The organism is Polyangium jinanense (genome assembly GCF_028435365.1).
The window spans coordinates 140084-163030 of record NZ_JAGTJJ010000026.1 but is presented as its reverse complement, the minus strand read 5'-3'; the positions used below and the strand labels follow the sequence as shown (position 1 = coordinate 163030).

20 protein-coding genes are annotated in these 22947 nt (G+C 68.6%); 10 read left to right on the top strand and 10 right to left on the bottom strand.

Going from position 1 to position 22947, the window contains the following annotated elements; translation table 11 throughout:
• Positions 1 to 250: 250 nt before the first annotated feature.
• Positions 251 to 1387, top strand: coding sequence for a M23 family metallopeptidase (locus tag KEG57_RS32330; RefSeq protein WP_272421041.1), 1137 nt, complete (start codon positions 251 to 253; stop codon positions 1385 to 1387).
• 47 nt (positions 1388 to 1434) lie between these two features.
• Here the strand turns inward: KEG57_RS32330 and KEG57_RS32325 are convergent, their stop codons facing one another.
• Genes KEG57_RS32325 through KEG57_RS32315 form a run of 3 tightly spaced genes read right to left on the bottom strand, consistent with a single transcriptional unit; the run spans position 1435 to position 3644 of the window.
• The gene (locus KEG57_RS32325; RefSeq protein WP_272421042.1) at positions 1435 to 2358 is read right to left on the bottom strand and encodes an MBL fold metallo-hydrolase; all 924 of its coding nucleotides are present in this window, start codon (positions 2356 to 2358) and stop codon (positions 1435 to 1437) included.
• A 25-nt stretch (positions 2359 to 2383) separates the two neighbouring features.
• Positions 2384 to 3226 (bottom strand): ATP-dependent sacrificial sulfur transferase LarE, encoded by an 843-nt coding sequence (larE, locus tag KEG57_RS32320; protein WP_272421043.1) that lies wholly within the window; start codon positions 3224 to 3226, stop codon positions 2384 to 2386.
• Positions 3227 to 3248: 22 nt separating this feature from the next.
• The gene (locus tag KEG57_RS32315; protein WP_272421044.1) at positions 3249 to 3644 is read right to left on the bottom strand and encodes a hypothetical protein; all 396 of its coding nucleotides are present in this window, start codon (positions 3642 to 3644) and stop codon (positions 3249 to 3251) included.
• A 117-nt stretch (positions 3645 to 3761) separates the two neighbouring features.
• Here KEG57_RS32315 and KEG57_RS32310 point away from each other — a divergent pair, with 117 nt between their 5' ends.
• The gene (locus KEG57_RS32310) at positions 3762 to 4511 is read left to right on the top strand and encodes an OmpA family protein (protein ID WP_272421045.1); all 750 of its coding nucleotides are present in this window, start codon (positions 3762 to 3764) and stop codon (positions 4509 to 4511) included.
• A gap of 3 nt (positions 4512 to 4514) precedes the next feature.
• On the opposite strand, the gene KEG57_RS32305 is transcribed toward KEG57_RS32310, so the two are convergent.
• Complete coding sequence (locus KEG57_RS32305) at positions 4515 to 6908, bottom strand: fused MFS/spermidine synthase (RefSeq protein WP_272421046.1); 2394 nt, start codon at positions 6906 to 6908, stop codon at positions 4515 to 4517.
• A gap of 97 nt (positions 6909 to 7005) precedes the next feature.
• Between KEG57_RS32305 and KEG57_RS32300 the strand changes: the two genes are divergently transcribed.
• From KEG57_RS32300 to KEG57_RS32290, 3 genes are read left to right on the top strand one after another with little or no spacing between them, the layout of a single operon-like run.
• The gene (locus tag KEG57_RS32300) at positions 7006 to 8514 is read left to right on the top strand and encodes an ABC transporter ATP-binding protein (RefSeq protein ID WP_272421047.1); all 1509 of its coding nucleotides are present in this window, start codon (positions 7006 to 7008) and stop codon (positions 8512 to 8514) included.
• Entirely contained in the window at positions 8511 to 9620 is a 1110-nt protein-coding gene (locus KEG57_RS32295; protein WP_272421048.1) for an ABC transporter permease, read from the top strand. Before KEG57_RS32300 ends, KEG57_RS32295 begins: the two co-directional genes overlap by 4 nt.
• Positions 9617 to 10528, top strand: a complete 912-nt coding sequence (locus KEG57_RS32290) for an ABC transporter permease (protein WP_272458785.1) — start codon at positions 9617 to 9619, stop codon at positions 10526 to 10528. Before KEG57_RS32295 ends, KEG57_RS32290 begins: the two co-directional genes overlap by 4 nt.
• A 466-nt stretch (positions 10529 to 10994) precedes the next feature.
• Here KEG57_RS32290 and KEG57_RS32285 read toward each other — a convergent pair whose 3' ends face one another.
• The 3 genes from KEG57_RS32285 to KEG57_RS32275 all read right to left on the bottom strand — a co-directional run bounded on the left by KEG57_RS32285 (position 10995) and on the right by KEG57_RS32275 (position 16958).
• Entirely contained in the window at positions 10995 to 13589 is a 2595-nt protein-coding gene (locus KEG57_RS32285) for an HD domain-containing protein (protein WP_272421050.1), read from the bottom strand.
• 93 nt (positions 13590 to 13682) lie between these two features.
• Complete coding sequence (locus tag KEG57_RS32280; RefSeq protein ID WP_272458786.1) at positions 13683 to 16241, bottom strand: homocysteine S-methyltransferase family protein; 2559 nt, start codon at positions 16239 to 16241, stop codon at positions 13683 to 13685.
• Between the two features lie 9 nt (positions 16242 to 16250).
• Complete coding sequence (locus KEG57_RS32275) at positions 16251 to 16958, bottom strand: hypothetical protein (RefSeq protein ID WP_272421052.1); 708 nt, start codon at positions 16956 to 16958, stop codon at positions 16251 to 16253.
• Positions 16959 to 17110: 152 nt separating this feature from the next.
• Between KEG57_RS32275 and erpA the strand changes: the two genes are divergently transcribed.
• From erpA to KEG57_RS32250, 5 genes are all read left to right on the top strand, one after another.
• Entirely contained in the window at positions 17111 to 17437 is a 327-nt protein-coding gene (gene erpA, locus KEG57_RS32270; protein WP_272421053.1) for an iron-sulfur cluster insertion protein ErpA, read from the top strand.
• A 395-nt stretch (positions 17438 to 17832) separates the two neighbouring features.
• Positions 17833 to 18684, top strand: coding sequence for a sigma-70 family RNA polymerase sigma factor (locus KEG57_RS32265; protein ID WP_136931464.1), 852 nt, complete (start codon positions 17833 to 17835; stop codon positions 18682 to 18684).
• A gap of 39 nt (positions 18685 to 18723) precedes the next feature.
• Positions 18724 to 19086, top strand: a complete 363-nt coding sequence (locus KEG57_RS32260; RefSeq protein ID WP_272421054.1) for a hypothetical protein — start codon at positions 18724 to 18726, stop codon at positions 19084 to 19086.
• The gene (locus KEG57_RS32255; protein ID WP_272421055.1) at positions 19055 to 19378 is read left to right on the top strand and encodes a four helix bundle protein; all 324 of its coding nucleotides are present in this window, start codon (positions 19055 to 19057) and stop codon (positions 19376 to 19378) included. The genes KEG57_RS32260 and KEG57_RS32255 overlap by 32 nt, the downstream gene beginning before the upstream one ends.
• Before the next feature lie 200 nt (positions 19379 to 19578).
• The gene (locus KEG57_RS32250; protein ID WP_272421056.1) at positions 19579 to 20118 is read left to right on the top strand and encodes an RNA polymerase sigma factor; all 540 of its coding nucleotides are present in this window, start codon (positions 19579 to 19581) and stop codon (positions 20116 to 20118) included.
• A gap of 146 nt (positions 20119 to 20264) precedes the next feature.
• On the opposite strand, the gene KEG57_RS32245 is transcribed toward KEG57_RS32250, so the two are convergent.
• The 3 genes from KEG57_RS32245 to KEG57_RS32235 form a co-directional block, all read right to left on the bottom strand.
• A complete protein-coding gene (locus KEG57_RS32245) occupies positions 20265 to 20771 on the bottom strand; it encodes a hypothetical protein (protein WP_272421057.1) in 507 nt (168 codons plus the stop codon).
• Between the two features lie 84 nt (positions 20772 to 20855).
• Positions 20856 to 21065 (bottom strand): sigma factor-like helix-turn-helix DNA-binding protein, encoded by a 210-nt coding sequence (locus tag KEG57_RS32240; RefSeq protein ID WP_272421058.1) that lies wholly within the window; start codon positions 21063 to 21065, stop codon positions 20856 to 20858.
• Between the two features lie 477 nt (positions 21066 to 21542).
• A complete protein-coding gene (locus KEG57_RS32235) occupies positions 21543 to 22730 on the bottom strand; it encodes an HNH/ENDO VII family nuclease (protein ID WP_272421059.1) in 1188 nt (395 codons plus the stop codon).
• Positions 22731 to 22947: the final 217 nt, after the last annotated feature.

Here is a 22947-nt window from a genome sequence, read left to right as displayed (position 1 = left end):
GCGCTTGCGCTGGTCCGGGTCCAGGGGCGGATAGCCCCGGTGGGGCCTGGGGCAACGCCCCAGCGAAGCGGCTCCCAGATGAGACCAATGCTCAGCCCCCCCCGCGCACGTTTCGGGAGTCCGCTCTCGCCTGCCTCGTCGATCATTGCGGCGGGCGCGCCTGTAAAGTTGGCCACCCATTGTAGGGCGACTACCTTGCCGCTCCAACACCAGAGTTTTCGTGTGTCTCGAGACGCGGTGTTGGAGAGTTATGCCCCGCGACGATTTCCGAATCATCAACCGCCTTTTCGCCGTCCTGTTTGCCACCCTCGCCGTCGCTGGCAGCGGCGCATGCAGCCAGATCGACGAGAGCGTACCCGCTGAGGACGTCCACTCCTACCACGACAGCGAGCTCGGCTTCTCGCTTCAGGTCCCCGCGGGCTGGAAGCTCCCCGACGAGCAGCCCATGGGCATCGGCACGACGGTCTCCTTCCGCGATCCGAACTCCACCGCGAAAATCGAGATCGGCGTCCACACGGCATCGTTCAAGCCAAACGATACGCTGGCGAGCTGGACTCGGAAGTACGAGAAGGCTTCTGCCGTCTACGGGCCCGGGGAAACGTCCACGACCCTCGAGACGGGCTTTCGGGTGTCCGGCGAGGATGCGTTGCTCATGACGGGCACGACGCCCGAGATCTCGTACCGAATGGTGAACATCCGTCGTGGTGACGCCATATGGTTCGTCTGGTCGAACCTCCCCGAAAGCGACGCGGCCCTCTTCGACCGCGCCGTTGCGTCATTCACCTTCGACGAGACGAGCCCTCGGACGCTCGCCGAGGTCTATGGCCCGGACTTCCGCGCGCTCGATCTCGACGCATACGATTCGTCCGGCGTTCTCGCCATCAAGGCGCCGACCTCGGCGACCAACCTCGTGGGGACGTACCGGCTCCCGTTCGTCGGAACCTCGGCCATCAGCACGGGCCCGGGGTGCAGCGCGACGCACCAGGGAAGCCATTACGAGGCCATCGACTACATGCTGAGCGACAACTTCCCGGTCCGTGCGGCTTACAGCGGATGGGTCTCATTCTTTGGGTGGAACAATGAAGGTTTTGGTAACCTGCTCAAGATCAACCATCAGAACAGCGAGGAGTCCTTCTACGCGCATCTCAATGGCTGGGCCGGCACGATGTGGAATGGTCAAGCGAGGAGCACCGGCTGCACGGTCGCGTACGCTGGCTGCACGGGCAACTGCAGCGGCACCCACGTCCATTTCGAGGTGCGCGTGAACAGTGTTGCCGCCTCGATCCGGAACCTCCCCGGCAACGTATGGTATACGTCCGCCAATCCGCCCTGCGTGACGAACAGCACCGACGGCTCCGGTACGGGGCCGAGTTCCCCGTGCCCATGAGCGCTGAGCGCCAGATCGTTTCCCGGTAAAGCTTTCCGGGTACGCGGCTAACGCCCGAGATATCGCGTCTCGCCCACGTCGAGGATCCAGAGGTTGTCCTCGGCGCCGCCCTCGGCCTGCCACGCCGCGCGCGCCCGCTCGGGCGGCTCGCCGATCGGCTCGTCCGTCAGCTTGAACGTCCCCCAATGCATGGCCACGAAATGCTTCGCGCGTAGCATCTTCGCGGCCGACGCCGCCTCCTCGGGCCCCATGTGTTGCGGCTCCATGAACCAGCGCGGCTCGTACGCGCCAATGGGCAGCATCGCCCAGTCGATCGGCCCCGCCCGGCGGCCAATCTCTTCGAACGTATCCCAGTACGCGGTATCCCCGGAGTGATACGCCGTGCCCTCGGGCCCGCGGATCACGTATCCGCCCCAGAGCGCGTCATTGCGATCCCAAGGAAGATACATCGACCAGTGCCGCGCCGGCACGAGCGTGATTTCCAGCGAATCGATGCCCGTCGTCTCCCACCAGTCGAGCTCCACGATCTTCGCCGACGCCCCGGCCGCCTTCAAAAACCGCGCATTGCCGAGCGGCGCCACGTACGTCGGCCGATCGCCGAGCCGCTCGATGCTCCACGCGTCGAGGTGATCCCGGTGGTTGTGCGTGATCACGACGATGTCGATCGGCGGCAAGTCCTGCCACGTGATCCCCGGCGCGACGAGCCGCTTGATCGGGCCGATCCGCTCGCCGAGGACCGGATCGAAGAGAATGTTCTTCTTGCCGAGCGTGAGCAGAAAACTCGCGTGCCCGATCCAGGAAAGGCTCGGCTCGGGGCTCTTCACGAGGTCCGCGTCGTGCGGGCGGCTCGGCGTGATGAACCCGCCCGGATCCTTGATCTTCTTGCCTTTCAGCGGATCGAGGACCCGCCAGCGGAAGAGGTCGGCCGGGCCGCGGCGAGGCTGGGTGGCGAGGTGATCGAATCGACCCACGAGACCTCCTCCTTTTCGGAACGCGCTAGCTCACGATACGCAGGCTCTTGCCGACGAGGACCTCGTTGTGGCTGCCCACGCGGTAGCCGGCGAGGTCGAGCGTGACGTACTTGAATCCGTTCTGCTTGCCCGCCGCGACGATCGCGTCGCGGATCTCCGGCTCGGCCGCGCGCGTGAGCTCGGCGAGCGCGAGCTCGATCCGAGCGAGCTCGCCGTGGTAACGCACGCGCACCTGCCGGAAGCCGAGCCGCTTCAGCGCGGCCTCGAAGCCGCCGATCTGCGAAAGCCGTTCCCGCGTGACGCTCGTACCGTACGGGATGCGGCTCGACAGGCAGGCGGCCGCGGGTTTGTCCCAGATGGGCAGTCCCATCGCCGACGCGCCCGCTCGGACGTCGGCCTTCGTGAAGCCGAGCTCGACGAGCGGGCTCAGCACGCCGGCGAGCCGCGCCGCTTCGAGCCCCGGCCGGTAATCGCCGAGATCGTCGATGTTCGTCCCGTTCAGGATCGCCGAAAGCCCCCACTCGGCCCGCTTCTGCGCGGCGATCCGGTAGAGCTCGCTCTTGCAGTGGAAGCAGCGGTCGGGGTTGTTCGCGACGTAGCCGGGATCCTCGATCTCGTTCGACGCGACCAGCCGATGATCGGCGCCGATCGAGCGGGCGACCTCGATGGCATCCTCGTGTTCGCCCGGCGCGAGGCTCGGCGAAACGGCCGTCATGCCGATGGCGCGAGGACCGAGGGCCGCGTGGGCGGCCGCGAGCACGAACGCGCTGTCGACGCCGCCGGAGTAACAGACGAGGACCGAGCCGAGCTCGACGAGCCTCTCGCGAAGCCGAGCGAGCTTGTCCTCGATGGCAGGTGCTTCGGCCATGGGCTGAGGATGTAACACGCGGTCAGTCCCCGGGAGGGGAGGCGGCCCGCTTTTCGTCGGCGTTCTCCGGAGCGGCCACGGGCGCGGCCTTTCCATCGGGCGCCTTCGTATCCTCGGGTTTGGCTTCGGTCGAGGGCGCCTTCGGTGTGTACTCGAACACCTGCAGGTTCGGTTCGAGCAGCTTGAAGATGCCCTTTTGCACGTCGTCGCCCATCTGGCCGGTGATCACGGCGATCCAGTGCGGGTGCGTGTTCGCGGCCTGTTCGAGACGGTTCCACATGCGCGGGCGCAGGCTCACGCGCGCGCCTCGCTTGCCGAAGTCGACGTGGAATTCCTTCCAGCCGTTCTTGTCCGTGGTGACCTCGGTGGGGAGTCGGTTGATTTTGATGGTGACTTCGAGCTTGCCGACGAGCGCCATGCGGGCCTCCACGTCCTCGGGACGGTGCCTAAATCGGAGCCGGAACACAAGTCGAGCCCGCCTCGCACCGAGTTACTTGCGGGAGAAGGCCGGAATGGGTGACGCTTGGGGCCTCTCATGAACCGCACCTCGCTTGGAAGGTCCGTCGCGCTCGCCGCCACGCTGGGGGCTTTCGCCGCGCTCGTCGGCTGCTCGGACAACCGCCTCCCGCCCGTGCCCGTGCCGAAGGCGGAGCAGAAGAGCCAACTGCCGCGCTGGTACCCCGAGAAGGCCTGGACCGCGAAGGAAGGCCAGAGCCAGATCTACATCGAGGGCAAGATCGTCTTCCAGACCGGCAGCGCCACGATCCACAAGTTCGGCGAGACCGAGAAGGTCCTGAAGACGCTGCTCGCGTTCATCAACGAGCACCCCGAGGTCACGCGCCTGCGCATCGAGGGGCATACGGACGACGCCGGAGCCGAGGACAAGAACCAGGACCTCAGCGCGAGGCGCGCGCTCAGCGTGTGCAACTGGCTCGTCGACAACGGCGTGAGCCACCTGCGCCTGCTCGCCGTGGGCTTCGGCGAGACGAAGCCGCTCGCGCCGAACGAGCTCGAAATGGGCCGCGCCGAGAACCGCCGTACCGAGTTCCACGTCGCCGAGGTCGACGGCAAGGCGTTCCTCGGCAAGGACCCGACCGCCGGCGGCATGGTGCTCGACGTGCCGAGCCTCGAAGAGCGCAAGGCCGAGGAAGAAGCGCGCAAGAAGCCGGTGATCGCGGTCGTGCCGACCTTGAACTTCAAGCCCACGGGCAACGAAGTGAAGAAGGTCCAGGACAAGCAGATCTCGCTCGACCCGACGCAGAAGAAGCCCGAGCAGAAGAAGTAGCGGCTACGGTCCGAGGTGCCGCGCGGCGGGGTTCGGCGTGCGGTACCGATCGAGCATCGCGAGCGTCTCGCGGAGCGACTGCCAGTAATCGAGCACGTTGCCCTTGGGCGTCGCGTATTCGAGGAAGAGGTTGTCGTCGGTGGAGACGATCGGCTCCCCGGGCGTCTCCGCGACGAACCGATCGAGCTCCTCGCCCGACGCCACGAGCTCGTCGAGCAGGCCCGGGAGCGTGCCGGCGCCGAGCGTCTCGCGGATTGCGGGCACGGTGGCGAGGCGATCGAGCTCGGCGCGCGAGGCGACGAGGGGCCGCGCGCTCGCCACAAGGATGCCCTGCGATCCGCCGACGAAGAGCGCGACGTGCGGGAAGACGACGCGCAGCGTGCGCACGATGGCGGCGAGCTCGCGCCTGCGGATGTGGTGGAGCTGCACCCACTGCTGGAGGATGCCGCCCTCGGCGAGGCGCGCTCGTACGAGCTCGTAGAATTCGCGGCTGTAGAGGCTCGCGGCGCCCGCGAACCACACGCTCGTGAGCTCCATCGTGACGAGGTCGTATCCGCCCGGCGAGACGAGCAGGTGGTTTCGACCGTCCTCGAGCGAGAGCACCGTGCGCGGATCGTCGAGCGAGTTTCGCGCCGGGCCCGAGAAATATTTCCGCGACGCGTCCACGATCGCGGGCGAGATCTCGGCGACCTCGATGCGCTCCCACGGATAGGTGGCGATCGTGCCGAGCGTCGTGCCCGTGCCGAGGCCGATGACGAGCACGCGCTTTTCGCTTCCGCGGAGGAACATCGAGGGGAAGTGCGCGAACCTGCGCTGCGCGGCCATCTCGGGGCCGTTGTCGCCCTGGAATTTGCCGTTCGTGTAGAGCGTGAGCACCTCGGCGCGCCGCGCCACCGTGGTCACGCCGCCGTGCACGTCCTCGCGCACCATCTCGATACGATCGGGCGGCGGGCCCGCGGAGAAGTAGACGTTCGCGCCGTTCGTCATGCGCGCCATGTCCCAGCGCGGGAGTACGAGCGCGACGACGATCGCGGCCGCGGGCAGCGCGAAACGCGACACCGCCGAGCCCTTGTCCCCGGCCGCCACGCGTGACGCGAGCACCGAGGCGATCGCGAGCGCCGCGACCACGCCGAGGAGCGTGCCCTGCGACCCGAGCGCCGGGAGGATGAAGTAACCCGTGATGATCGAGCCGAAGATCGTGCCGACCGTGTTCACCACGGTCAGCCGTCCGACCCGCGCGCCGACGTCGGGCATCGAGGCGACGCGGTGGAGGAGGAGCGGAAACGTCGTGCCCAGGAAGACCGTTGGGACCGCAAGGATCAGGAGCGCGGCGAGAGCACGCACGAGCTCGCGGCCGGCCCAGGAGTGCACGTGCTTGCCCGCGAAGAGGAAGAGGCGCGGGAGCTCGGCCCAGAGCGGCATCGTGACCGCGAGCGAGATCGCGGCGGCGCCGAGGCCGAGCGCGAGCGCGCGATCGCCGCGTTTCTCGGCGAGGGCAGGGGAGCGCGCCGCGCCGATGGCCAGGCACACGAGGAAGACGGCGAGCATCAGGCCGAACGCGTACGCGCTGTTGCCGATGAGCAGCGCGAGCAGGTGCGTCTCGACGACCTCGGCCGCGAACACGATGAACCCCGAGGCGAACGCGAACGCGAGCGCCATTTCCTCGCGGTAAGGACCGTGATCCTGCGCGGCGGGCGCCGTGGCTTTCCGGCCCGCATCGTCCGGCTCGTTCGTCTCCTTCGCATTCAAGATGGAACGCGCCGGGGTCTCCGCGGGCGCGCGTCTGCCCGCGACGATCGCGGTCACGCCGATCGTCACGTTCGCCAGGGCCGCGGCCCAGATCGTCCCGCGCACGCCGAGCGCGGGCAGGACGAGGTACGCGCTCGTCAGCGCGCCGATCGCGCCACCGGCCGTGTTGATGGCGTACAGCAGCGACAGCCTGCGCCGGCTGTGCTCGCCGACCTCGCCGGCGACCACGCGCGACAGGATCGGCAGCGTCGCGCCCATCGCCACCGTCGGAACGATGACCACGAGCGCCGTCAGCGCGCCGCGCGCCGCCGTGAGGATCGCGAGCGAACCCGGGGCCTTTTGCGCGACGTGGACGTACGCCGCGGTCAGGGCTTCGAGCGCGGCGGGCGAGGCGGCGACGACGAGGCCGACGATGATCTCCAGCACCCCGTAGGCCACGAGCGGGCGGGCGATGCGCGCGGCGCGCTTGCCGCCGAGGTGCGCGCCGAGCGCCATGCCTCCCATGAACGCGGCGAGCACCGTGCTCACGGCGTACGCGGTCGCGCCGAAGACGTAGCCGAGCAGCTTGCCGAACGCGACCTCGTAGAGGAGCCCGGTCGAACCGGAGACGAGGAAGAGCGTCACGACGAGGGAAAACCGAGGTCGCACGCCGCGGACGATAGTCGAAGGGGCCGAGATCGCACGGCGCGAAAAAGGCCATCGCGTTGATCCCGGCGCGCGTGGCCCGCGGTATCCTCGGGGCGCGATGCGTGGCCCTGTGATGAAGATCGAGGACATCGCCGTTCGTTACGGTGATTGCTGGTCCATCCGATCGGCCACGATCACCCTCGAACCCGGCGTGATCCACGCGATCCTCGGGGAAAACGGGGCGGGCAAGTCGACGCTGCTCAAGGCGGCGGTGGGGGTCGCCCCGCGCGTGGCCGGCACGGTGCGGATCGAGGGCGGTGCGGGCGCCATTGGAATGGTGCACCAGCACTTCATGCTCGTCTCCGCGTTCACGGCGCTGGAGAACCTCGTCCTCGGGAACGAGCCCACGCGCTCGTTTGGCCGACTCGATCTCGCGAAGGCGCGGCGTGAGGCCGAGGCGCTCATGGAAAAGACGGGGCTCCGGGTGAACCTCGACGCGCGCACCTCGGATCTCGCGGTAGGCGAGCGGCAGCGGCTGGAGATCCTGCGCGTGCTCTACCGCGGCGCCCGCGCGATCCTGCTCGACGAGCCGACCGCGGTGCTCTCGCCGCTCGAAGCGGAGGAGCTCTACACGACACTCGGCGCGCTCGCAGAAGGCGGCGCGACGATCGCCGTGGTCACGCACCGCATGGACGAGGTCATCCGCTTCGCCGGCCACGTGACGATCATGCGGCGCGGCAGGACCGTGCTCTCGCGGCCGATCGCCGCGGAGGAGCGCAGCGATCCGAAGCGGCTGGAGGACCAGCTCACGCGAGCGATCATGGGCGGAGAGCCGCCGCCCGAGGCGAGCCCGCCCGCGCTCGCGGACGATGCGAAGATCGCGCTCTCGATCGAAGACCTCGTGCTCGTCGACGCCGGGGGCAAACGTGTGCTCGACGGCCTCAGCCTCACCGTGAAGAAGGGCGAGATCGTGGGGATCGCGGGCATCGAGGGCAACGGGCAGCGCGAGCTCGTGCGCGCCGTGGCGGGGCTCGAACCCGGCGTGGCCGGCTCGATCGTCCTCGGCGGGGCGCGCCTGCCCGCCGTTCGATCCACGGAGGATCTTCGCAAACGGCGCCGCGCGATCGCCGTGGTCCACGAGGATCGCCACGCGGACGGGCTCATGCTCGACGCGTCCGTGGGCGACAACCTCGTGCTCGGCGAGCTCGGCGAGATCGACGGACCGGGCGCGGAAGCTGCGTTGATCTCGCGGCGGATCGAGCGGTTCGGCGTGAATCCGCCCGAACCGGCGCGGCGCGCGGGGGAGCTCTCCGGCGGCAACCAGCAGAAGGTCGTGGTGGGGCGCGCGCTCGATCGCATCGAGGCGAGCCCCGAGCGCGCGCTCGTCGTCCTCGGACAACCGACCCGCGGCGTCGACGTCGGCGCGGCGTCGACGATCCACGGCGCGATCGTCAAGGCCGCGGAAAAAGGCCTCGCCGTGCTCGTCGTGAGCGCGGACCTCGGCGAGCTCCGGCGCCTCTCGCATCGCATCCTCGTCCTCCACCGCGGCCGCATCGTGGCCGAGCTCCCGCCCACGACCTCGGACGACGTCATCGGCCGGGCCATGCTCGGCATGGAGGACGCGTGAACGACAAACGCGCCCGCGCCCTGCTCCCGATCGTCCTCGCGATCGCGGGCGGCATCCTGCTCTTCAACCTGATCGCGTTCGCGTTCGGAGAGGCGCCGGCCTCGGCGCTGCGCCTCGCGTTCGAGGGCACGTGGGGAACGCCCTACGGTTTCGGGCAGGTCCTCTTCAAGGCCACGCCGCTGCTCTTCACGGGCCTCGCGTTCGAGGTCGCGCTCCGCGCAGGCCTCTTCAACATCGGCGCCGAGGGACAACTCGCGCTCGCGAGCCTCGTGGGCGCGCTCGTCGCCGCGAAGCTGCCCGCCTCGCTGCCCATGCCGATCGCCCTGCCGATCGTGCTCGCCTCGGCCGCCGCGGTTGGCGCCCTCGTCGCGTTCGTCCCGGCGATCCTGCGCGCGCGTCGCGGCGTGCACGAGATCATCACGGCGATCATGGTGAACCGCATCGTGGACGCGATCCTCCCGTGGACGTTCTCCACGGTGCTTGGCTCCACGTCGCTCCGCACCGCGGACATCGCGCCCGGCGCTGCGCTCCCGCGCCTCGATCGTGTCGTTCCCTCGTTCGCGGGCAGCGCCGCGAGTTTTGCGTTCCCGTTCGCCGTCGTGACCGTCTTCGTCGCGATGTCGCTGCTCGACCGCACCCGGCCTGGCCGCGAGATCCGCTGGGTCGGCCTTCGCCCCGAGGCTTGCCGCGCCGAGGGCATCGACGTCGAGCGGCGCATGCTCTTCGCGATGCTCCTCTCCGGCGCGCTCGCCGCGCTCGCCGTCTCCTCCACCGCGCTCGGGTACAAGGGCTACTACGAGCTTGGCCTCGGCGCGGGCGCGGGGTGGAGCGGCATCGCGGTTGCGATGCTCGGACGCGGCAAGGCGATCGGCATCGTGCTCGCCGCGATTTTCCTCGGCACGCTGGAGCAAGCCGGCCTCGCGGTGAACGCGCGTGTCCCGAAGGAGGCGATGGACGTCCTCGAAGCCACGCTCATCGTCCTCGTCGCCGTGGCGAGCCGTGTCGCGACCAAGCGCACGGGCGTCGTGCAGACCGCCGATCCCGAGCCTGAACCTCCCCGCGACAAACCCGCCGCCACGCCTGCCTCCGAGGAGGTCCGCTCGTGAGCTCGATCTTCTCCCTCACCATGCTCGCCGAGTCGATCCGCATCGCCGTGCCTTACGCGTGCGCGGCGATCGGCGGCGTGTGGGCCGAGCGCGCGGGCGTCATCCAGATCGGCCTCGAAGGCATCCTGCTCACGGGCGCGTTCACCGCGGTCGCCGTCACGCACGCGACGAACAGCCCCACGCTCGGCCTCGTCGCGGCGATCGGCGCGGGCGTCGCGCTTTCGCTCGGCCACGGCCAGCTCACCGAGCGCGCCCGCGTGCACGCCGTCATCAGCGGCATCGCCTTGAACCTGCTCGCGCTCGCCGCGACGCGCATGGGCCTGCGCGCTCTTTACGACAGCGCCTCGAACTCCCCCGGCATCGAGGCGTTCCGCTTCGGCCCCACGGGCGCCACGGGCGGCGCGATGCTCCTGCGCGTCCTCGCCGATCCCGTCTTCTTCTGCGCGCTCGCGGCCGTCGCCGCGACCCCCTTCGTCCTGCAACGCACCCGCTTCGGCCTGCGTGTTCGCGCTGCGGGGGAAAACCCTGTCGCGGTCGCGAGCGTCGGCATCTCCGTCACGCGCGTCCGCCTGGCCGCGCTCGCCGTCTCCGGCGCGATCTGCGCGCTCGGCGGCGCGCACCTCGCGTACGACCAGCAACGTTTCGAGTCCGGCATGTCCGCGGGGCGTGGCTTCATCGCGCTCGCGGCCGTCGTCGTCTCGGGATGGCGCGCGGGCCGTGCAGCGCTCGCGTGCCTCGCGTTCGGCGTGCTCGAAGCCTTGCAGATCATGCTTCAGGGTGACGTGCGCAAGACGGCCATCGGCGACCTGATCCAGACCTTGCCCTACGTCGCGACGCTGCTCGTGCTCGCGCTCGCCCCGCGCCGCGCGGGCGCGCCGGAGGGGCTCGGCAAGCACGCTGCCGACTAGGCGGCATCCCGGCCGCACCTCGATCGACGCAAAAGCTCCCCACCGCGTGCCGTGACTGTCCTTGCGCGCGTGCAACTCGCCTCGATCCACGTGCACGGAGCTCCTTGCACCCGGGCGAGCGCAACCAACGACCGTGGATCCCTCCGCTTGCACCGACGCAAGCGCGAGCCCGCACACCCAATCTCCTCGCTCGCGCCGGTGCGAGCGCCCCCGCGCCATGTGCGCGATGCGCCTTGCGCGGGTGCAAGCCACTCCGAGCAGATGGCGCGGACCTGCTTGCGCGTGTGCAAGCGCATTCGGCGACGGGTGATGGATCCATTTGCGCGCGTGCAACACACGCCCCGCAACGCGAGGAGACTCTTTGCTCCCATGCAGGAGCTTTGACCTCACCCCCCAACCCTCCCTCTCCACACAGTGGAGAGGGAGGGTTGGGGTGGGTGAGGTCGGATGCCTGTGGAACCCCCTCTCAACCCGGCCGCTTCACCACATCCACAAAACTCTCCACCGTCCGCCCATCCGCCACCCCGATCACCCGTGTCTCCCGCGACGGCCCCGTCGCTCGCACCACCTCGTCGAGCGGCACGCCCCACGCGCGCGCCAGCGCCTCTAGCACCGCGCCTGCCAGCGTCTGCAACACCGCGCGCCATGGCTCGCTCCTCGGCGCTTCCTCGCTTGGCCACAGCGTCGGATCACGCGTGTCTTCGAGGATCGCCGGCAGGTGCATCCGCACCACGAGCACGTTCGGCGCGAGCTTGATCTTCGAGCGCCACCACGGACCGCGCCCGCTCTGGTGATCCCGCACGAGCAGCACCTCGTCCGGCACCGCGTCCCACGCTGCGATCGCTTGCTCCGACAGCCATCCCGTGGCGCCCTCCGCGATCGGCAGCGCCCCGAGCCGACCGCCGCATGCACGCACGACCTGCGCGCACGCCATCTGCTCCGCCGGCTCCTTCACGAGCGCCGGCAAGAGCGCGGCTTGCTCCGACGCCCACCGCGCGAGCTCCTGCCGCTCCACCACCGGCACCACCGTCGCCTGCCGTGTCGCCCCGGGCCGACCCACGAGCACGCCCGAGATCCCGCGCATCGAACACGCGCGCAGCCCGCCCACGGCCACCACGCCCGCGTAGGTCGGGTGGATGCACGCGCGGCCCACCATGTCGCCCGACGAGGTCGCGAGCGGTCGCAGGTTCTGCGCCATCTCCGGGATCTCGCGTGGCCAGAGCCTCTCGAACGGCTCGGGCTCCGGGCTCCATGTCCGACCGAGCAGCTCGTAGCCGTCGATCGTCATCCAGTCCGACGCGGGCACCACGCGCGTGCGCTTGCCGTGCGCGTCCTCCATGTCGAGGTGCACGTCGAGCGCCGGGCACAGCCACGCGCAGAGCTCCTCCAGCGTCCAGCAGCGGTCGTGCCCGCGCCGATAGAAGATCCCGTCCGGCGCGTCCGGCGGCGCGCGCAGCCACACCCGCACGCGCGTCCCCGCGTCGCTCATCACCTCGCCTTCGCCGGCTGCGCGCAAGATCGGGCGCGTCGTCCCGCCCGCGTAGAGCTCGAGCACGCTCGTCTCCTTGCGCCCCCGCTCCGACGTGCGTGTCGTGATCCGGGCCCTTTGACCCCAAAGGAACACGGCGAACGGCCCGAGCCCGCCGCCTCCGCGGCGGAAACCCTTCGCCAGAAGCCCCGGCGGATCACGGCGCAGGAGCAGCGACGACCAGTACTCGCTCGCCGTGTCGCGCAGCGGCGCCGAGAGCGCCGCCGCGGACATCCCCGTACCCGTGTCCTCGATCTCGAGCCAGTGCCCTTCCTCGTCCTCGCCGAGCCGTACCGTGATCGTGCCCCAGTCGCTCGGCCACTCCTCCAGCATGCGCCGCGCGCGCACCGCGCTCGCCGCGTTTTGCACGAGCTCGCGCAGCGGTATCGACGCGTCGCTCTCGTCGAGCCGCGTCGCGCCGAGCCGCTCCACGAGCGACGGGATGTCCGTCACGTGCACCCGCGTGTCCACCGGCGTCCATCCTTCGACGGGAAGGAAATCCGCGAGCCGGCTCGGATCCTCCACGCCCGCCACGCCCCGCGCCACGAGCCTCGGACGACCTGCCTCCGCGAGCAGCGTGTCCACGATCCGGAGCTCGCGATCCACCGCGACCAGCGTGTCCATCCCGAGCCAGAACGCGGGCGCTTCCTCCACGGTGAAGGGACTATCCGCGAGGAAGATCAACCGGCTGTTCGCGACGTACGGCTCGCGCAGTTTCTCCTGCAGAACCCAGTGCTCCCGCCGCGCCCCCGCGGGCCTGCGCGCCGCGCGCCAGAAGTGCGGCGCGCGTGAAAAATCGATCCGCGACACGTCCGCGATGCGCAGAAGGCACGCGAGCTTGAACGCGTCCACCGTCCAGCTCGAGGGCATCCCGGGCAGCGGCGCGATCGTTTCGTGGAAGTGCTCCGGCAGCTCCGTCGCGAGCCACAGGTGGCTCCGCGCGATACGCCCGATCGTCGACCCGTACGCGTGCCTGAGCTCTGCCGGCTCGACCAGGTGGTGCTCCTGCCCGCGCGCGTCCCCGTACGGCGCGAGCGCGAGCCGCTCGGCGTGCCGCGCGTAGAGCGTGCGCAACGTCTCCGCGATCGCCTCTTGCTCGATGTCGGCCGGCGGCTGCTCGAGCTCCGCTGTCGTCGGCGCGCGCCCGAGCTTGCGCACCAGCATGCCCACGACCGCGTCGAGCCATGTGCGCTCGCCCTTCAGCGCGTCCGTGCCTTCGTGCATCGTCGCCAGCGCGAGCGCGAGATCGTGCACCACGAGCGACGATGCGAGCACGAACGCCTCGGGTGGCGTGAGCGGGAAATTCGGCCCCGCCACCGTGTCCGCGCTGATCCACAGATCGTCGGTGTGCAAAAGGTCCGCGAGGCTCGGCTCGTCGGTGCGCGCCGCGACCATCTCGTTCGCGATGGCCGTGGCGCGCCCGCGGATGCGCATCAGCGCGTCGCGCAAGGTCCCGCGTGGACTCGCGGCGTCGTCGGCCTCGCGGGGCGCGAGCGTGCTTTCCCAGAGCGTGGTCGTCTCGAGGTGCGCCATCGAGACGAGCGTATTCTGACTCTGCCCGTGAGGGGGAGGGGGAAGGGGGCGCGGGAAAGGGAGGAGACGTGCTCGTCTGCCGAGCGCAATGCGTTACGGCGCGGGCGAGCGCGGCTCCTGCGTGGCGGGCTTGTCCGACGCATCCCGCGGGAACCGCTCCTTGTGCGTCGCGAGCATCCGTTCGGCGATCGCGACCACGTCGCCTACGTCCTTGCCGTATCCATCGGCGCGGATCTCCTCGGCGAACGAGGGCGTCGTCACGGCGCCGCCGATCATCACCACGTGCGGCAGCCCCTGGCCTCGCACGGCGTCGATGACGTCCTTCATGCGCATCATCGTCGTCGTCATCAGCGCGGACAGGCCGATGATCTGCGCCTTGTGCTCGCGCGCGGCGGCGAGGATGTCCTCGAGCGGCACGTTGCGGCCGAGATCGTGCACGTCGAAGCCGAAGTTCCGGAGCATCAGCCCCACGATGTTCTTGCCGATGTCGTGGATGTCGCCCTTCACCGTGGCGAGGATGACCGTGCCCTTCTTCTCGACGTTGCCCGACGCTTCGAGCAGCGGCATCAGCACGGCGACGCCGGCCTTCATCGCGTCGGCGCTGGCGATGAGGTGCGGGATGAACTTCTTGCCCGTGCCGAACAGATCACCGAGGTGCCGGATCGCCGGCGTGAGCACGTTCAGGAAGATGTCGAAGGGATCCAGGCCCTCCGCGAGCCCGCGCTTCACGAGCCCGGGCACGCCGTCCTTGTCGCCCTCGACGACCGCGTCCCAGAGAAGGTCGCGTGTCCCCTTCGCCTTGCCCGCGCCCGCTTCGCCCTTCGGCTCGTCGCCGCCCGGCGTCGCCACGTTGAGGAGCTGACCCGCCTTCGCCGCGTCGAGCATCGCCTGATCACGCTTCCTCTGCGCTTCGAGCGGCACGGCCATGTCGATGTAGCGCCGGCAGCCCGCGTCCCTTCCTGCGAACAGGCTCGCCGCGGCCACGGTCTCCTTGAGCAGAGGATCGACCGCGTTGCAGATCGCGCTGTCGAGCCCCGCCGCGATCGCCTGCGCGAGGAACGTGTTGTGCACGGTCTTCCGCAGCGGGATGCCGAACGAGACGTTGGACAACCCCAGCGTCGTCGCGCATCCGAGCTCGGTCGTGATGATGCGGATCGTCTCGATCGTCTGCGCCGCGGACGCGGGTGCCGCGCTCACCGGGATCGAGATGCAGTCGAAGACCACCCACTCCTTGGGGATCCCGTGCTCCTCGCACATCCGCAGGATCTTCTCGGCGTTGCGCACGCGATCGATCGCGCGCTCGGGGATCTCGCTCTCGGCGCACATACCGATCACGGCGCAGCCATAACGCTTGATGATCGGAAGTAAGAAGTCCGCCTTCTCGCGCACCGGATCGACGCTGTTCACGAGCGGCCGGCCCGGGAACGCCCGGATACCACGCTCGAGCGCGTGCACGTTCGCCGAGTCCACGACGAGCGGCAGATCCGTCACGTTCTGCACGGCGAGCACGGCCTTCTCCAGCATCGCCGCCTCGTCCACGAGCGGCACGCCGACGTTCACGTCGAGCGCCATCGCTCCGCCCTCGGCCTGCGCCCGCGCGTCTTGCACGATGAGGTCCGTCCGGCCCTCGCGGATCGCCTGCGAGAACACCTTCCGCCCCGTCGGGTTGATCCGCTCGCCGATCGTCACGAACGGCGCGCCCTTCCCGATCCGGAGGCTCCGGCTCCGCGACGTGATCCACGTCCCCGGCAAGCGGCTTGTCGCCGCGTGCGGCTTGTGCCCGACCTCCGAGGCGATCATGCGGATGTACTCGGGCGTCGTGCCGCAGCAGCCGCCCACGATCGCCGCGCCGCGATCCACGAACTGCTTCGCGAACGGCGCCATCTGATCGGCCGTCTGCGGGAAGACCGTGCGGCCGTGCCGCATCACCGGCAGGCCCGCGTTCGGCTGCACCGAAAGCGGCAGTGACGTCGCGCGCGCCATGCGCCCCACGACCTCCAGCATGTCCTCCGGCCCGACCGAGCAGTTCACGCCGATCACGTCGGCGCCGCAGGCTTCGAGCACGATCGCCGCCGTCTCTGGATCCGTGCCCGTGTCCGTCAATCCGCGCACCGTGTACGTCATGTGCGCGATCACGGGGACCGTCCGCGAGACGTCGCGCACGCCGATGAGCGCCGCCTTCATCTCGACGAGGTCGAACATCGTCTCGATCGCGATCACGTCGACGCCCGCGTCCACGAGCGCGCGTGCTTGCTCCGCGAAGATCTCGACGGCCTCTTCGAACGGCAGCTCTCCGCCCGGTTGCAGCGTCGTCCCGCTCGGGCCGATGTCGCCCGCGACGAGCGCGCGCTTATCCCCGATCGCGCGCCGCGCGTTCTGCACGGCCGCCGCGTTGATCTCGCGCACGCGGTCCGACGCGCCGTACTCGCCGAGCCGGAGCCGCGAGGCCCCGAACGTGTTCGTCAGGAGGATGTCCGCGCCGGCGTTCACGTACTCGCGGTGCACGGCGACGATCGCGTCGGGCTCCTCCACGTTCCAGAGGTCCGGCGCGTATCCGTCGGGAAGCCCGCGCGCCTGCAAGAACGCGCCCATCGAGCCATCGAGGATCAGCACCTCGCTGCGCAGCCGCCTCGCGAATTCCTGACGATTCACGCGGTCTCCTTAGCTCGATTTCGAGCCGGTGACGACCGGATCCCCCTCGTTTTCCAGCGCTCCCCCGTCCTCCCGCGGTACGAACGCCACCACCGTCGTCACGGATTTCCGGGGCCAGAGGCTCATCGCCTCGTTTGCCGTCACGCCGATCCGCGAAGCCTCCACGAACTGGCAAAGCGCGCCTTGTGCCTCGATCGGATAGCCTTCATACCCCGGCCGATACCGCGAAAGCCGCGCGAGCCCGGCCCGCGCGAGATCCGATGCGATCCGCGCCTCCACGGCCCGCGACGCACGGTCCACGAGGAACGTCCCCAGCGCGTCGAGGAACCACGCCTCGGCCGGCTCGCCGCGCCGTGCGAGCTCATCCAGCGCCTCGTCCCATCGCTCCCCGAGCGTGACCGCCAGGAACCCGACCTCACGCGCGCCCGCAAACCGCCTCGCGAGCACGGACGAACGCAGAAGCCCCGGCGGCGCCCCGCACGTCACGACCTCGTCCTCGCGGATCTCCTCGACTTCCGCCGTTCGAAACACCCCTTCGAACGAGGCCATCGCGAGCGCGCGGCCGTACGCGAGCCGAATTGCCTCCTGCACCCCGCGCTCCTCGATGTCGGTGATCCGCGTCGCGTGCGGCACGCGGAGGGCGCGCAGCACCTCGCGCTCGTCCGGCGCCTCGAGCCCGCTCCGCATCGTGATCACGCCGTGACGTAGCAGCCGCATGGCGTTTTGTTCCGTAGCGTCATCTACCACTGGCAAGTGCGCGGGAGGTTGCCTATCTTAGGGAGCGTCTGGGAGCCGCCGGCCTCTGCGCGGCCTCTGTGACGCAACAACCGGCGTCCATGGCTCCTCCGGACGAGGCTACGAGGAGGACTATGTCTATCAGCATCACGCCTAAAGCGGCCGAGAAGGTCGTCGAGATTGCGACGGCCGAGGACCTCATCGGGCAGGGCCTGCGTCTGCGTGTCATCGGCGGTGGTTGCGCCGGCTTCTCCTACGATCTCTACTTCGAGGACAAGCCGACCGACCTCGACGAGACCTTCGAGGACAAGGGCATCAAGCTCTACGTCGACCCCCTGAGCTATCAGTACCTCGACGGTACGGAGATCGATTACGTGGAAGGCCTCCACGGCTCGGGTTTCAAATTCTCGAACCCGAACGTGAAGAGCACCTGCGGCTGCGGCTCTTCGTTCAACGCCTAGCACGCTCCCTGAGCCCGCCCGAGGCGCTCCCACGCGCCTCGCCGTCCGCTCTCCCGCGGACGGCAAAAGACACGAAAATCCCTTCGATTTCCGGTTTTCTGCGTTCTCCGGTCCCTCGGAGATCGCCCCCGTTGCGCCCGTTCCGGTCGCACAGCGTGCAGCCACGCCGCACCCATGGTCCTTTCTCTCTGGGGCCATGTCACCCCGTGAGCCAGGGGCGTGCCACACGTTGGCCACCTTCAAACGAATCGCGGGCGGCGTGAGTCATGCAGGGAGTCGGTCCGTCGGGGCCGACGTCCTCGAAGGCCCCTCAAACGGCGTCCACGGCGGGTAGGCCCGAGCGACGACGGTGCGCCTCACTGGAAATCGCACCTTTCATGAGAATGAGGGAAGACGTGCAGACCTCTCGAGACCAAAGCAGCGCGGTTTCTCGGTATATCGCGCACGTTCGGCAAATTCCGGAGCTCTCGCGCGAGGAGGAGGTCGAGCTCGCCCGTGCTTTCCGGGATCGGGGAGACGAGCGCGCGGCCGCACGGCTGGCGCTCGCCAACCTGCGGCATGTCGTGTCCATCGCGATCAGCTACCGGCGTTATGGCATTCCTCTCGCCGATCTCATCGCCGAGGGGAACTTCGGGATCGTACACGCGATCCGCAAGTACGACCCGGATCGCGGCAATCGGTTCGTCACGTATGCGGCATACTGGATCCGTGCGTACATCCTGAACCACGTGATTCATTCGTGGAGCCTCGTCGGCGTCGGATCCGGCCCGCTCCGGTCGAAGATGTTTTTCCGTCTCCGCCGCGAGCGCGCGCGTATCGCAGGGCTCGTGGGCGAGGGCGAAGCGGGGGACAAGCTCCTCGCCGAGAAGTTCGGCGCCCCCGCGGAGAAGGTCGTCGAGATGGCCCGGCGGCTCGAAGCCCGAGACGTCTCGCTCGATACGAAGGTGTTCGAGGACGGCGCGCGCTCGCTCGTCGATACGCTCGTCGCCGAGGACCAGGATCAAGAGGAGCGATTCTCACGCGCCGAGGAGGGAGCGCTCCTGCGCGAGCGGCTCGAGCAGGCGGTGCAGAATCTCGATCCGCGGGAGCGATACATCGTAGAGACGCGCATGATGGCCGATCCGGAGGAGGAGCTGTCGCTCGCCGAGATTGGCAGGCGCCTCGGCGTGTCGCGCGAGCGCGCGCGCCAGCTCGAGGCCCGCGCCAAGCGGAAGCTGCGCGACCGGCTGCACCCGCTGGCGGCTTGATTCTCTTTGGCCGAGGGGGACGCACAGCGTCCCCCTGGCGTGCTGCTGCTGCTGCTGCTGCTGCTGCTGCTGCTGCTGCTGCTGCTGCCGCTGCCGCTGCCGCTGCCGCTGCCGCTGCTGCTGCTGCTGCTGCCGCTGCTGCTGCTGCCTCCGGAACGCTCGTCCTTTCTTCTCGTCCGGGGAGGTCGATTGTGCCCGCGTGCTCGGAAGGCGAAAGGCCGAGCCGTGCTCGCCGTGCTCGCCGTGCTCGCTTCGCTGCGCGCGGCTCCGCGCGGCTGCGCGCGGTGCGAGGCTTCGCCTCGCAGCCTTTCGCCTTCCTCCGCGCGCGGGCCGGGGTTCGGGGTCCCCGGTCGGGGATACGGAGGAAACGATGGCGCTCAGGATTTATGGCGTGGCGATTGAAATGCTCAGGCTGTTGCGGCCGGTGATTCAGAGGATCGGGACGAAGGATCCGAATCTCGGGGACCAGTTGCGGCGGGCGGCGGCGAGTGTGCCGCTGAACCTGAGCGAGGGCGCGTATTCACAGGGAAGGAACGAACGGGCCCGGTGGCATACGGCCATGGGTTCGGCGGCGGAGGTCCGCGCGTGCCTGGACGTGGCGGAAGCACTCGGATACGTGAACACTCTGAACGAAGAACTACGCAGCAAGCTGGACCATGTCATCGGCACCCTGCATCGCCTGACCCGGCGTTAATGGCCCCGGCGTGCCGCCCTCCGTTGGGCGGCACGCCTTCCAGCAGCAGCAGCAGCGGCAGCGGTTCTTTCAAGACGAACCATTGCCGTTTTTTCGTTGCCTTCTCCGATAACTCGTGAGACAAAGCAAGCGACGCCAGCCGGTGCTGACATCACCGACCGGCGTCTCCCCACAACCCCGCGATACCCGGAGTCATGAGTATGGCAACGATACCGTTCCATCCGCCGCCGGCAAACTTTACGGCGGCACACGCCCTCCTTGGGCGGCTTTACCTCGAACATCGCGATTTCCTGCGCCGCCTTCTTCTGGTCCAGGCCATCCCTTCCAGCGACGTCGAGGATGTGGTGCAAGAGGTCTTCCTCACGGCCTGGCGACGCCTCGAATGTCTTGTCACGCCCGAGCAGGCTCGCCCGTGGCTCCTGGTGATCGGGCTGAACCATGCCCGCAATCATCGAAATCTGGCGCGTTGCGAGCGGGAGGTCCTGGCAGGGCTCGCGGATGACCTTCCCGAGCAGGAAGTCGCTGCGCCGATGGAAATGCTTTTGCAGGCGACGTACGGGATGTTCCGGCTCAAGCGGTTCCTCTTGAGAATCGGGCCGCGCATCCGGGCCGTGGTGGTGCCTTACCTGGAGGGTCGTTCCATCCGGGAGATCGCCGAAGCGCTCGGCATCAAGACGAAGACCGCCTTCGCCCGCCTGCACCTCGCCCGGGAGCACCTGAAAAGGCTCGCGCTCGCCTGACCCGCCCGCCTACGCGCCTCTGACGGTCGTGGTCGTGCCGGTCGCCCCTGCGTTTGGCGCGGCGGACGACCGGCACGACGCTCGACACGAGGAGGGCCTGGGCTCCGTCGACAGACGGTCCGCTACCAGGTCACGGGCTGCCCACTTCAGTCGACGAGCTGTCCTCCGGCGTCGACCCACGCCTGGGCATCCGCGCCGATGTACTCGACATACTTCGAGTCACGCCGCTTCAACGACTTCTTGATGGTCGTATGCACCATCTTGGCCCACTTCCGGAACGCCTCGCTCTTCTCCTCCCACCCGCCATCCGGACCATAAAACCCCTCGACGTAGTACACGCGCCCCCGCCGCAGGATCTTCCCGTCGAAGAAGCAGCCGGTGAACTCGAGCACGGGCGAAAAAAGATCCTCCACAGTCCAATACCCCTGCGTTTTCACGTGGCGCATTACGATCTTGTCGAGGTCCTCGGGCCGCGCGAGGTACTTGCCGTACCACGGGTTGTCGTCCTCGGAGAAGTTCAGCGAGTCCACGACGCGTGGCGACGCCGTGGGTGAGTCATCGAGAAGGATGATGAAGTCCGTCTTCTCCCGAAGCCGCCGCTCGAGGTCCGCCTTGTCCTTTGGCGTGAGGTAGAAGGATGACTGATGTCCCATGGATCTCCTCACTTCTCCTTGTTGTAGGGATGGAACGTCGGCCGCTCACCCTTCGCGCGCTCCACGTCGTCGAGCGCCTTCCGTTCACGCGCCACGGGCTGCCCGTCCTTCCTTTGTTTCCCGACTTGGTGGTACTCGACGGGCGCGCTGCATGTTCGTGCGCGCCGCGAGGAGCCTCGATTTTACGGTGCCGAGCGGGATCCCGAGCAACTCGGCCGCCTCCGAGCACGAGCACTCGGCGAGGTCGACGAGGACGAGCACGGCGAGCTGCTCCGGCGAAAGCGTCTTCAGCATGATCGGGCGAGATGTTTGGATCGAAGGAATCGACCGGCTCGCGTCGATTTTCGTCCTCCGGCGGGAAACGATGCCGTGGCGGCTTATCGGCTAGGCATACGTTCTTCCAACGGGATGGCGAGCGGCCCGGGTTGCGCTGCGAGACGCGACCAACCCGGCTTCGAACCGCGCTCGATTCGAGCCCATAGTATGCCATCGATACTTACTTCAACCCCCGCGTCGAACCATGCACACTGGACAGCAGACTGCGGGGTCAACCGACGCACCTTCTCGGATTTGCAGTAGTCCCTCGGATTGAGGAAGGGCATCGGACTGGGGTCCTCCCAATTCACCGTGTCAGGTGGATCCATGACATTGTAAAGCCATACATCGCCCACGACCTCCTCGTCTTCAAGGAGGTATGCGTACGCCACTCGATTGTCATCATCCAAGACGACTGCAAGGCTTCCATCCGGATGATCGAACCGCAAGAGAACCTCATTGCTTTTTGCCGTCGAATCGCCCACGGTCGTGCTCCTTCGTCCAGTACCGCCGCTGCTGCTCTTTCCAGGCCTTTCTATCAATTTTGCTGGGCTCTTGCCCGGTATTCGAGTGATTTTCCGAGAAGTTCCCTTTGCCACGGTGCTCGGTGCGAGTCATTTCGTCCAGAGGGCTATCCGGTTTCTGCCCGCGGTGATGCAACTCAACCGGATGCCCATCGCTTCCTGTTGGTGCCTTTCCACGTTTTGCCGGCGGCGTTTTGAGCTCATCGTTAGGAATTCTCCTGCCCTCCGGAACAACCGTACCGCCTCCACTTCCCGCCGTCTTCCCTCCGCTCGACCCCGCCTGCCCCGCCGCCGCGCCGTTCGGCTTCGAGACCGGCTTCGTCGTCGTCTTGACCGTCGTCGTCTTCGGCGCCGGCTGCGGCGAACTCGCTCCCCCACCGCTGCCACTCCCCGTTGACAACGACTGCCCGTTGTTCGTCTCGGCGGGCTTCTTTTTGGACTTCGGAACGAAGTTCGGATGGCGGGCATGGCAAAGCCCCTGGAGGCACTCCCTGGCTCGGTCTTCCGCGAGCGCGGAGGCCTCCACCCGGCTGAGTCCCCAGTCCTCATACGCCTGCGCCGCGCTCGCCGGCAACTCCCTCGGCTTGGCCGGCTCGGGCCCCTGGCCGGGGCAAGGCTCGGCCGCGGGCGGCCGTTTGTCCGCGACAGCCTGCTCCGCGCAGCGCCACTTGACGAGCACCCTCGTGCAAGCACCTGCGCCCGTCCCGCTCCGTCTCCGCGTCTGACCCGGCTCCCGATACGCCGTGCACCGCTCTTGCCCTGGCGTCCTCGCGATCGGTCGCGACAGCGGCTTCGGCCGCTCCGCCTTCTTGCCCTCGTCCTTCTTCTCTTCGGCTTCTTTGGCCTTCTCCGTCGCCGCGGCGACGCGAGGCTTTGGCGGGGTCCTCGCCGGGCATTCGAGCGTGTTGTACGGAATCGGTAAAAGCCTCGCGCTCGCGGCAGGCGCGTCCAGGTCGAAAACATAGGTGGGGCTGCCATTGCCTCTCGCGCGGTCCACCTCCCGGACCCCGAAGAAGGGCGTGCCGTCGGGGGTGAGCCCCCAGATTCGCTTGTCTTTCGGTACGTTCGGCGGACGTACGCAGACGTGGACGACGTTCGGCGCCTCGAAGATCCGGGCCATCGTGGGATCGCGCGCAGAGGCGCACCCGGACAGAACGAGCGACAGCGCAACGAGCGCGGCGATGAACCCAACGGCCAAAGAATGGCGATGACGACGTGACGCATTACACGTCCGGCCGATCGGACGAGCCGAGGGAAGCCAGGCCATGGAAGGACCCTTCCGTTCCCGCAGGCCACACCAATCCACCCCCGTGGCTTTATGCGCGGGCCCGCGTTGT

What these genes read in the sequence shown, in the direction of transcription:
- KEG57_RS32245 (WP_272421057.1), bottom strand. Translation starts at nt 20,771, where the DNA reads ATGGGACATCAGTCATCCTTCTACCTCACGCCAAAGGACAAGGCGGAC.
- larE (WP_272421043.1), bottom strand. Translation starts at nt 3,226, where the DNA reads ATGGCCGAAGCACCTGCCATCGAGGACAAGCTCGCTCGGCTTCGCGAG.
- KEG57_RS32310 (WP_272421045.1), top strand. Translation starts at nt 3,762, where the DNA reads ATGAACCGCACCTCGCTTGGAAGGTCCGTCGCGCTCGCCGCCACGCTG.
- KEG57_RS32250 (WP_272421056.1), top strand. Translation starts at nt 19,579, where the DNA reads ATGGCAACGATACCGTTCCATCCGCCGCCGGCAAACTTTACGGCGGCA.
- KEG57_RS32300 (WP_272421047.1), top strand. Translation starts at nt 7,006, where the DNA reads ATGCGTGGCCCTGTGATGAAGATCGAGGACATCGCCGTTCGTTACGGT.
- KEG57_RS32240 (WP_272421058.1), bottom strand. Translation starts at nt 21,065, where the DNA reads ATGCTGAAGACGCTTTCGCCGGAGCAGCTCGCCGTGCTCGTCCTCGTC.
- erpA (WP_272421053.1), top strand. Translation starts at nt 17,111, where the DNA reads ATGTCTATCAGCATCACGCCTAAAGCGGCCGAGAAGGTCGTCGAGATT.
- KEG57_RS32285 (WP_272421050.1), bottom strand. Translation starts at nt 13,589, where the DNA reads ATGGCGCACCTCGAGACGACCACGCTCTGGGAAAGCACGCTCGCGCCC.
- KEG57_RS32275 (WP_272421052.1), bottom strand. Translation starts at nt 16,958, where the DNA reads ATGCGGCTGCTACGTCACGGCGTGATCACGATGCGGAGCGGGCTCGAG.
- KEG57_RS32330 (WP_272421041.1), top strand. Translation starts at nt 251, where the DNA reads ATGCCCCGCGACGATTTCCGAATCATCAACCGCCTTTTCGCCGTCCTG.
- KEG57_RS32235 (WP_272421059.1), bottom strand. Translation starts at nt 22,730, where the DNA reads ATGGCCCGGATCTTCGAGGCGCCGAACGTCGTCCACGTCTGCGTACGT.
- KEG57_RS32315 (WP_272421044.1), bottom strand. Translation starts at nt 3,644, where the DNA reads ATGGCGCTCGTCGGCAAGCTCGAAGTCACCATCAAAATCAACCGACTC.
- KEG57_RS32255 (WP_272421055.1), top strand. Translation starts at nt 19,055, where the DNA reads ATGGCGCTCAGGATTTATGGCGTGGCGATTGAAATGCTCAGGCTGTTG.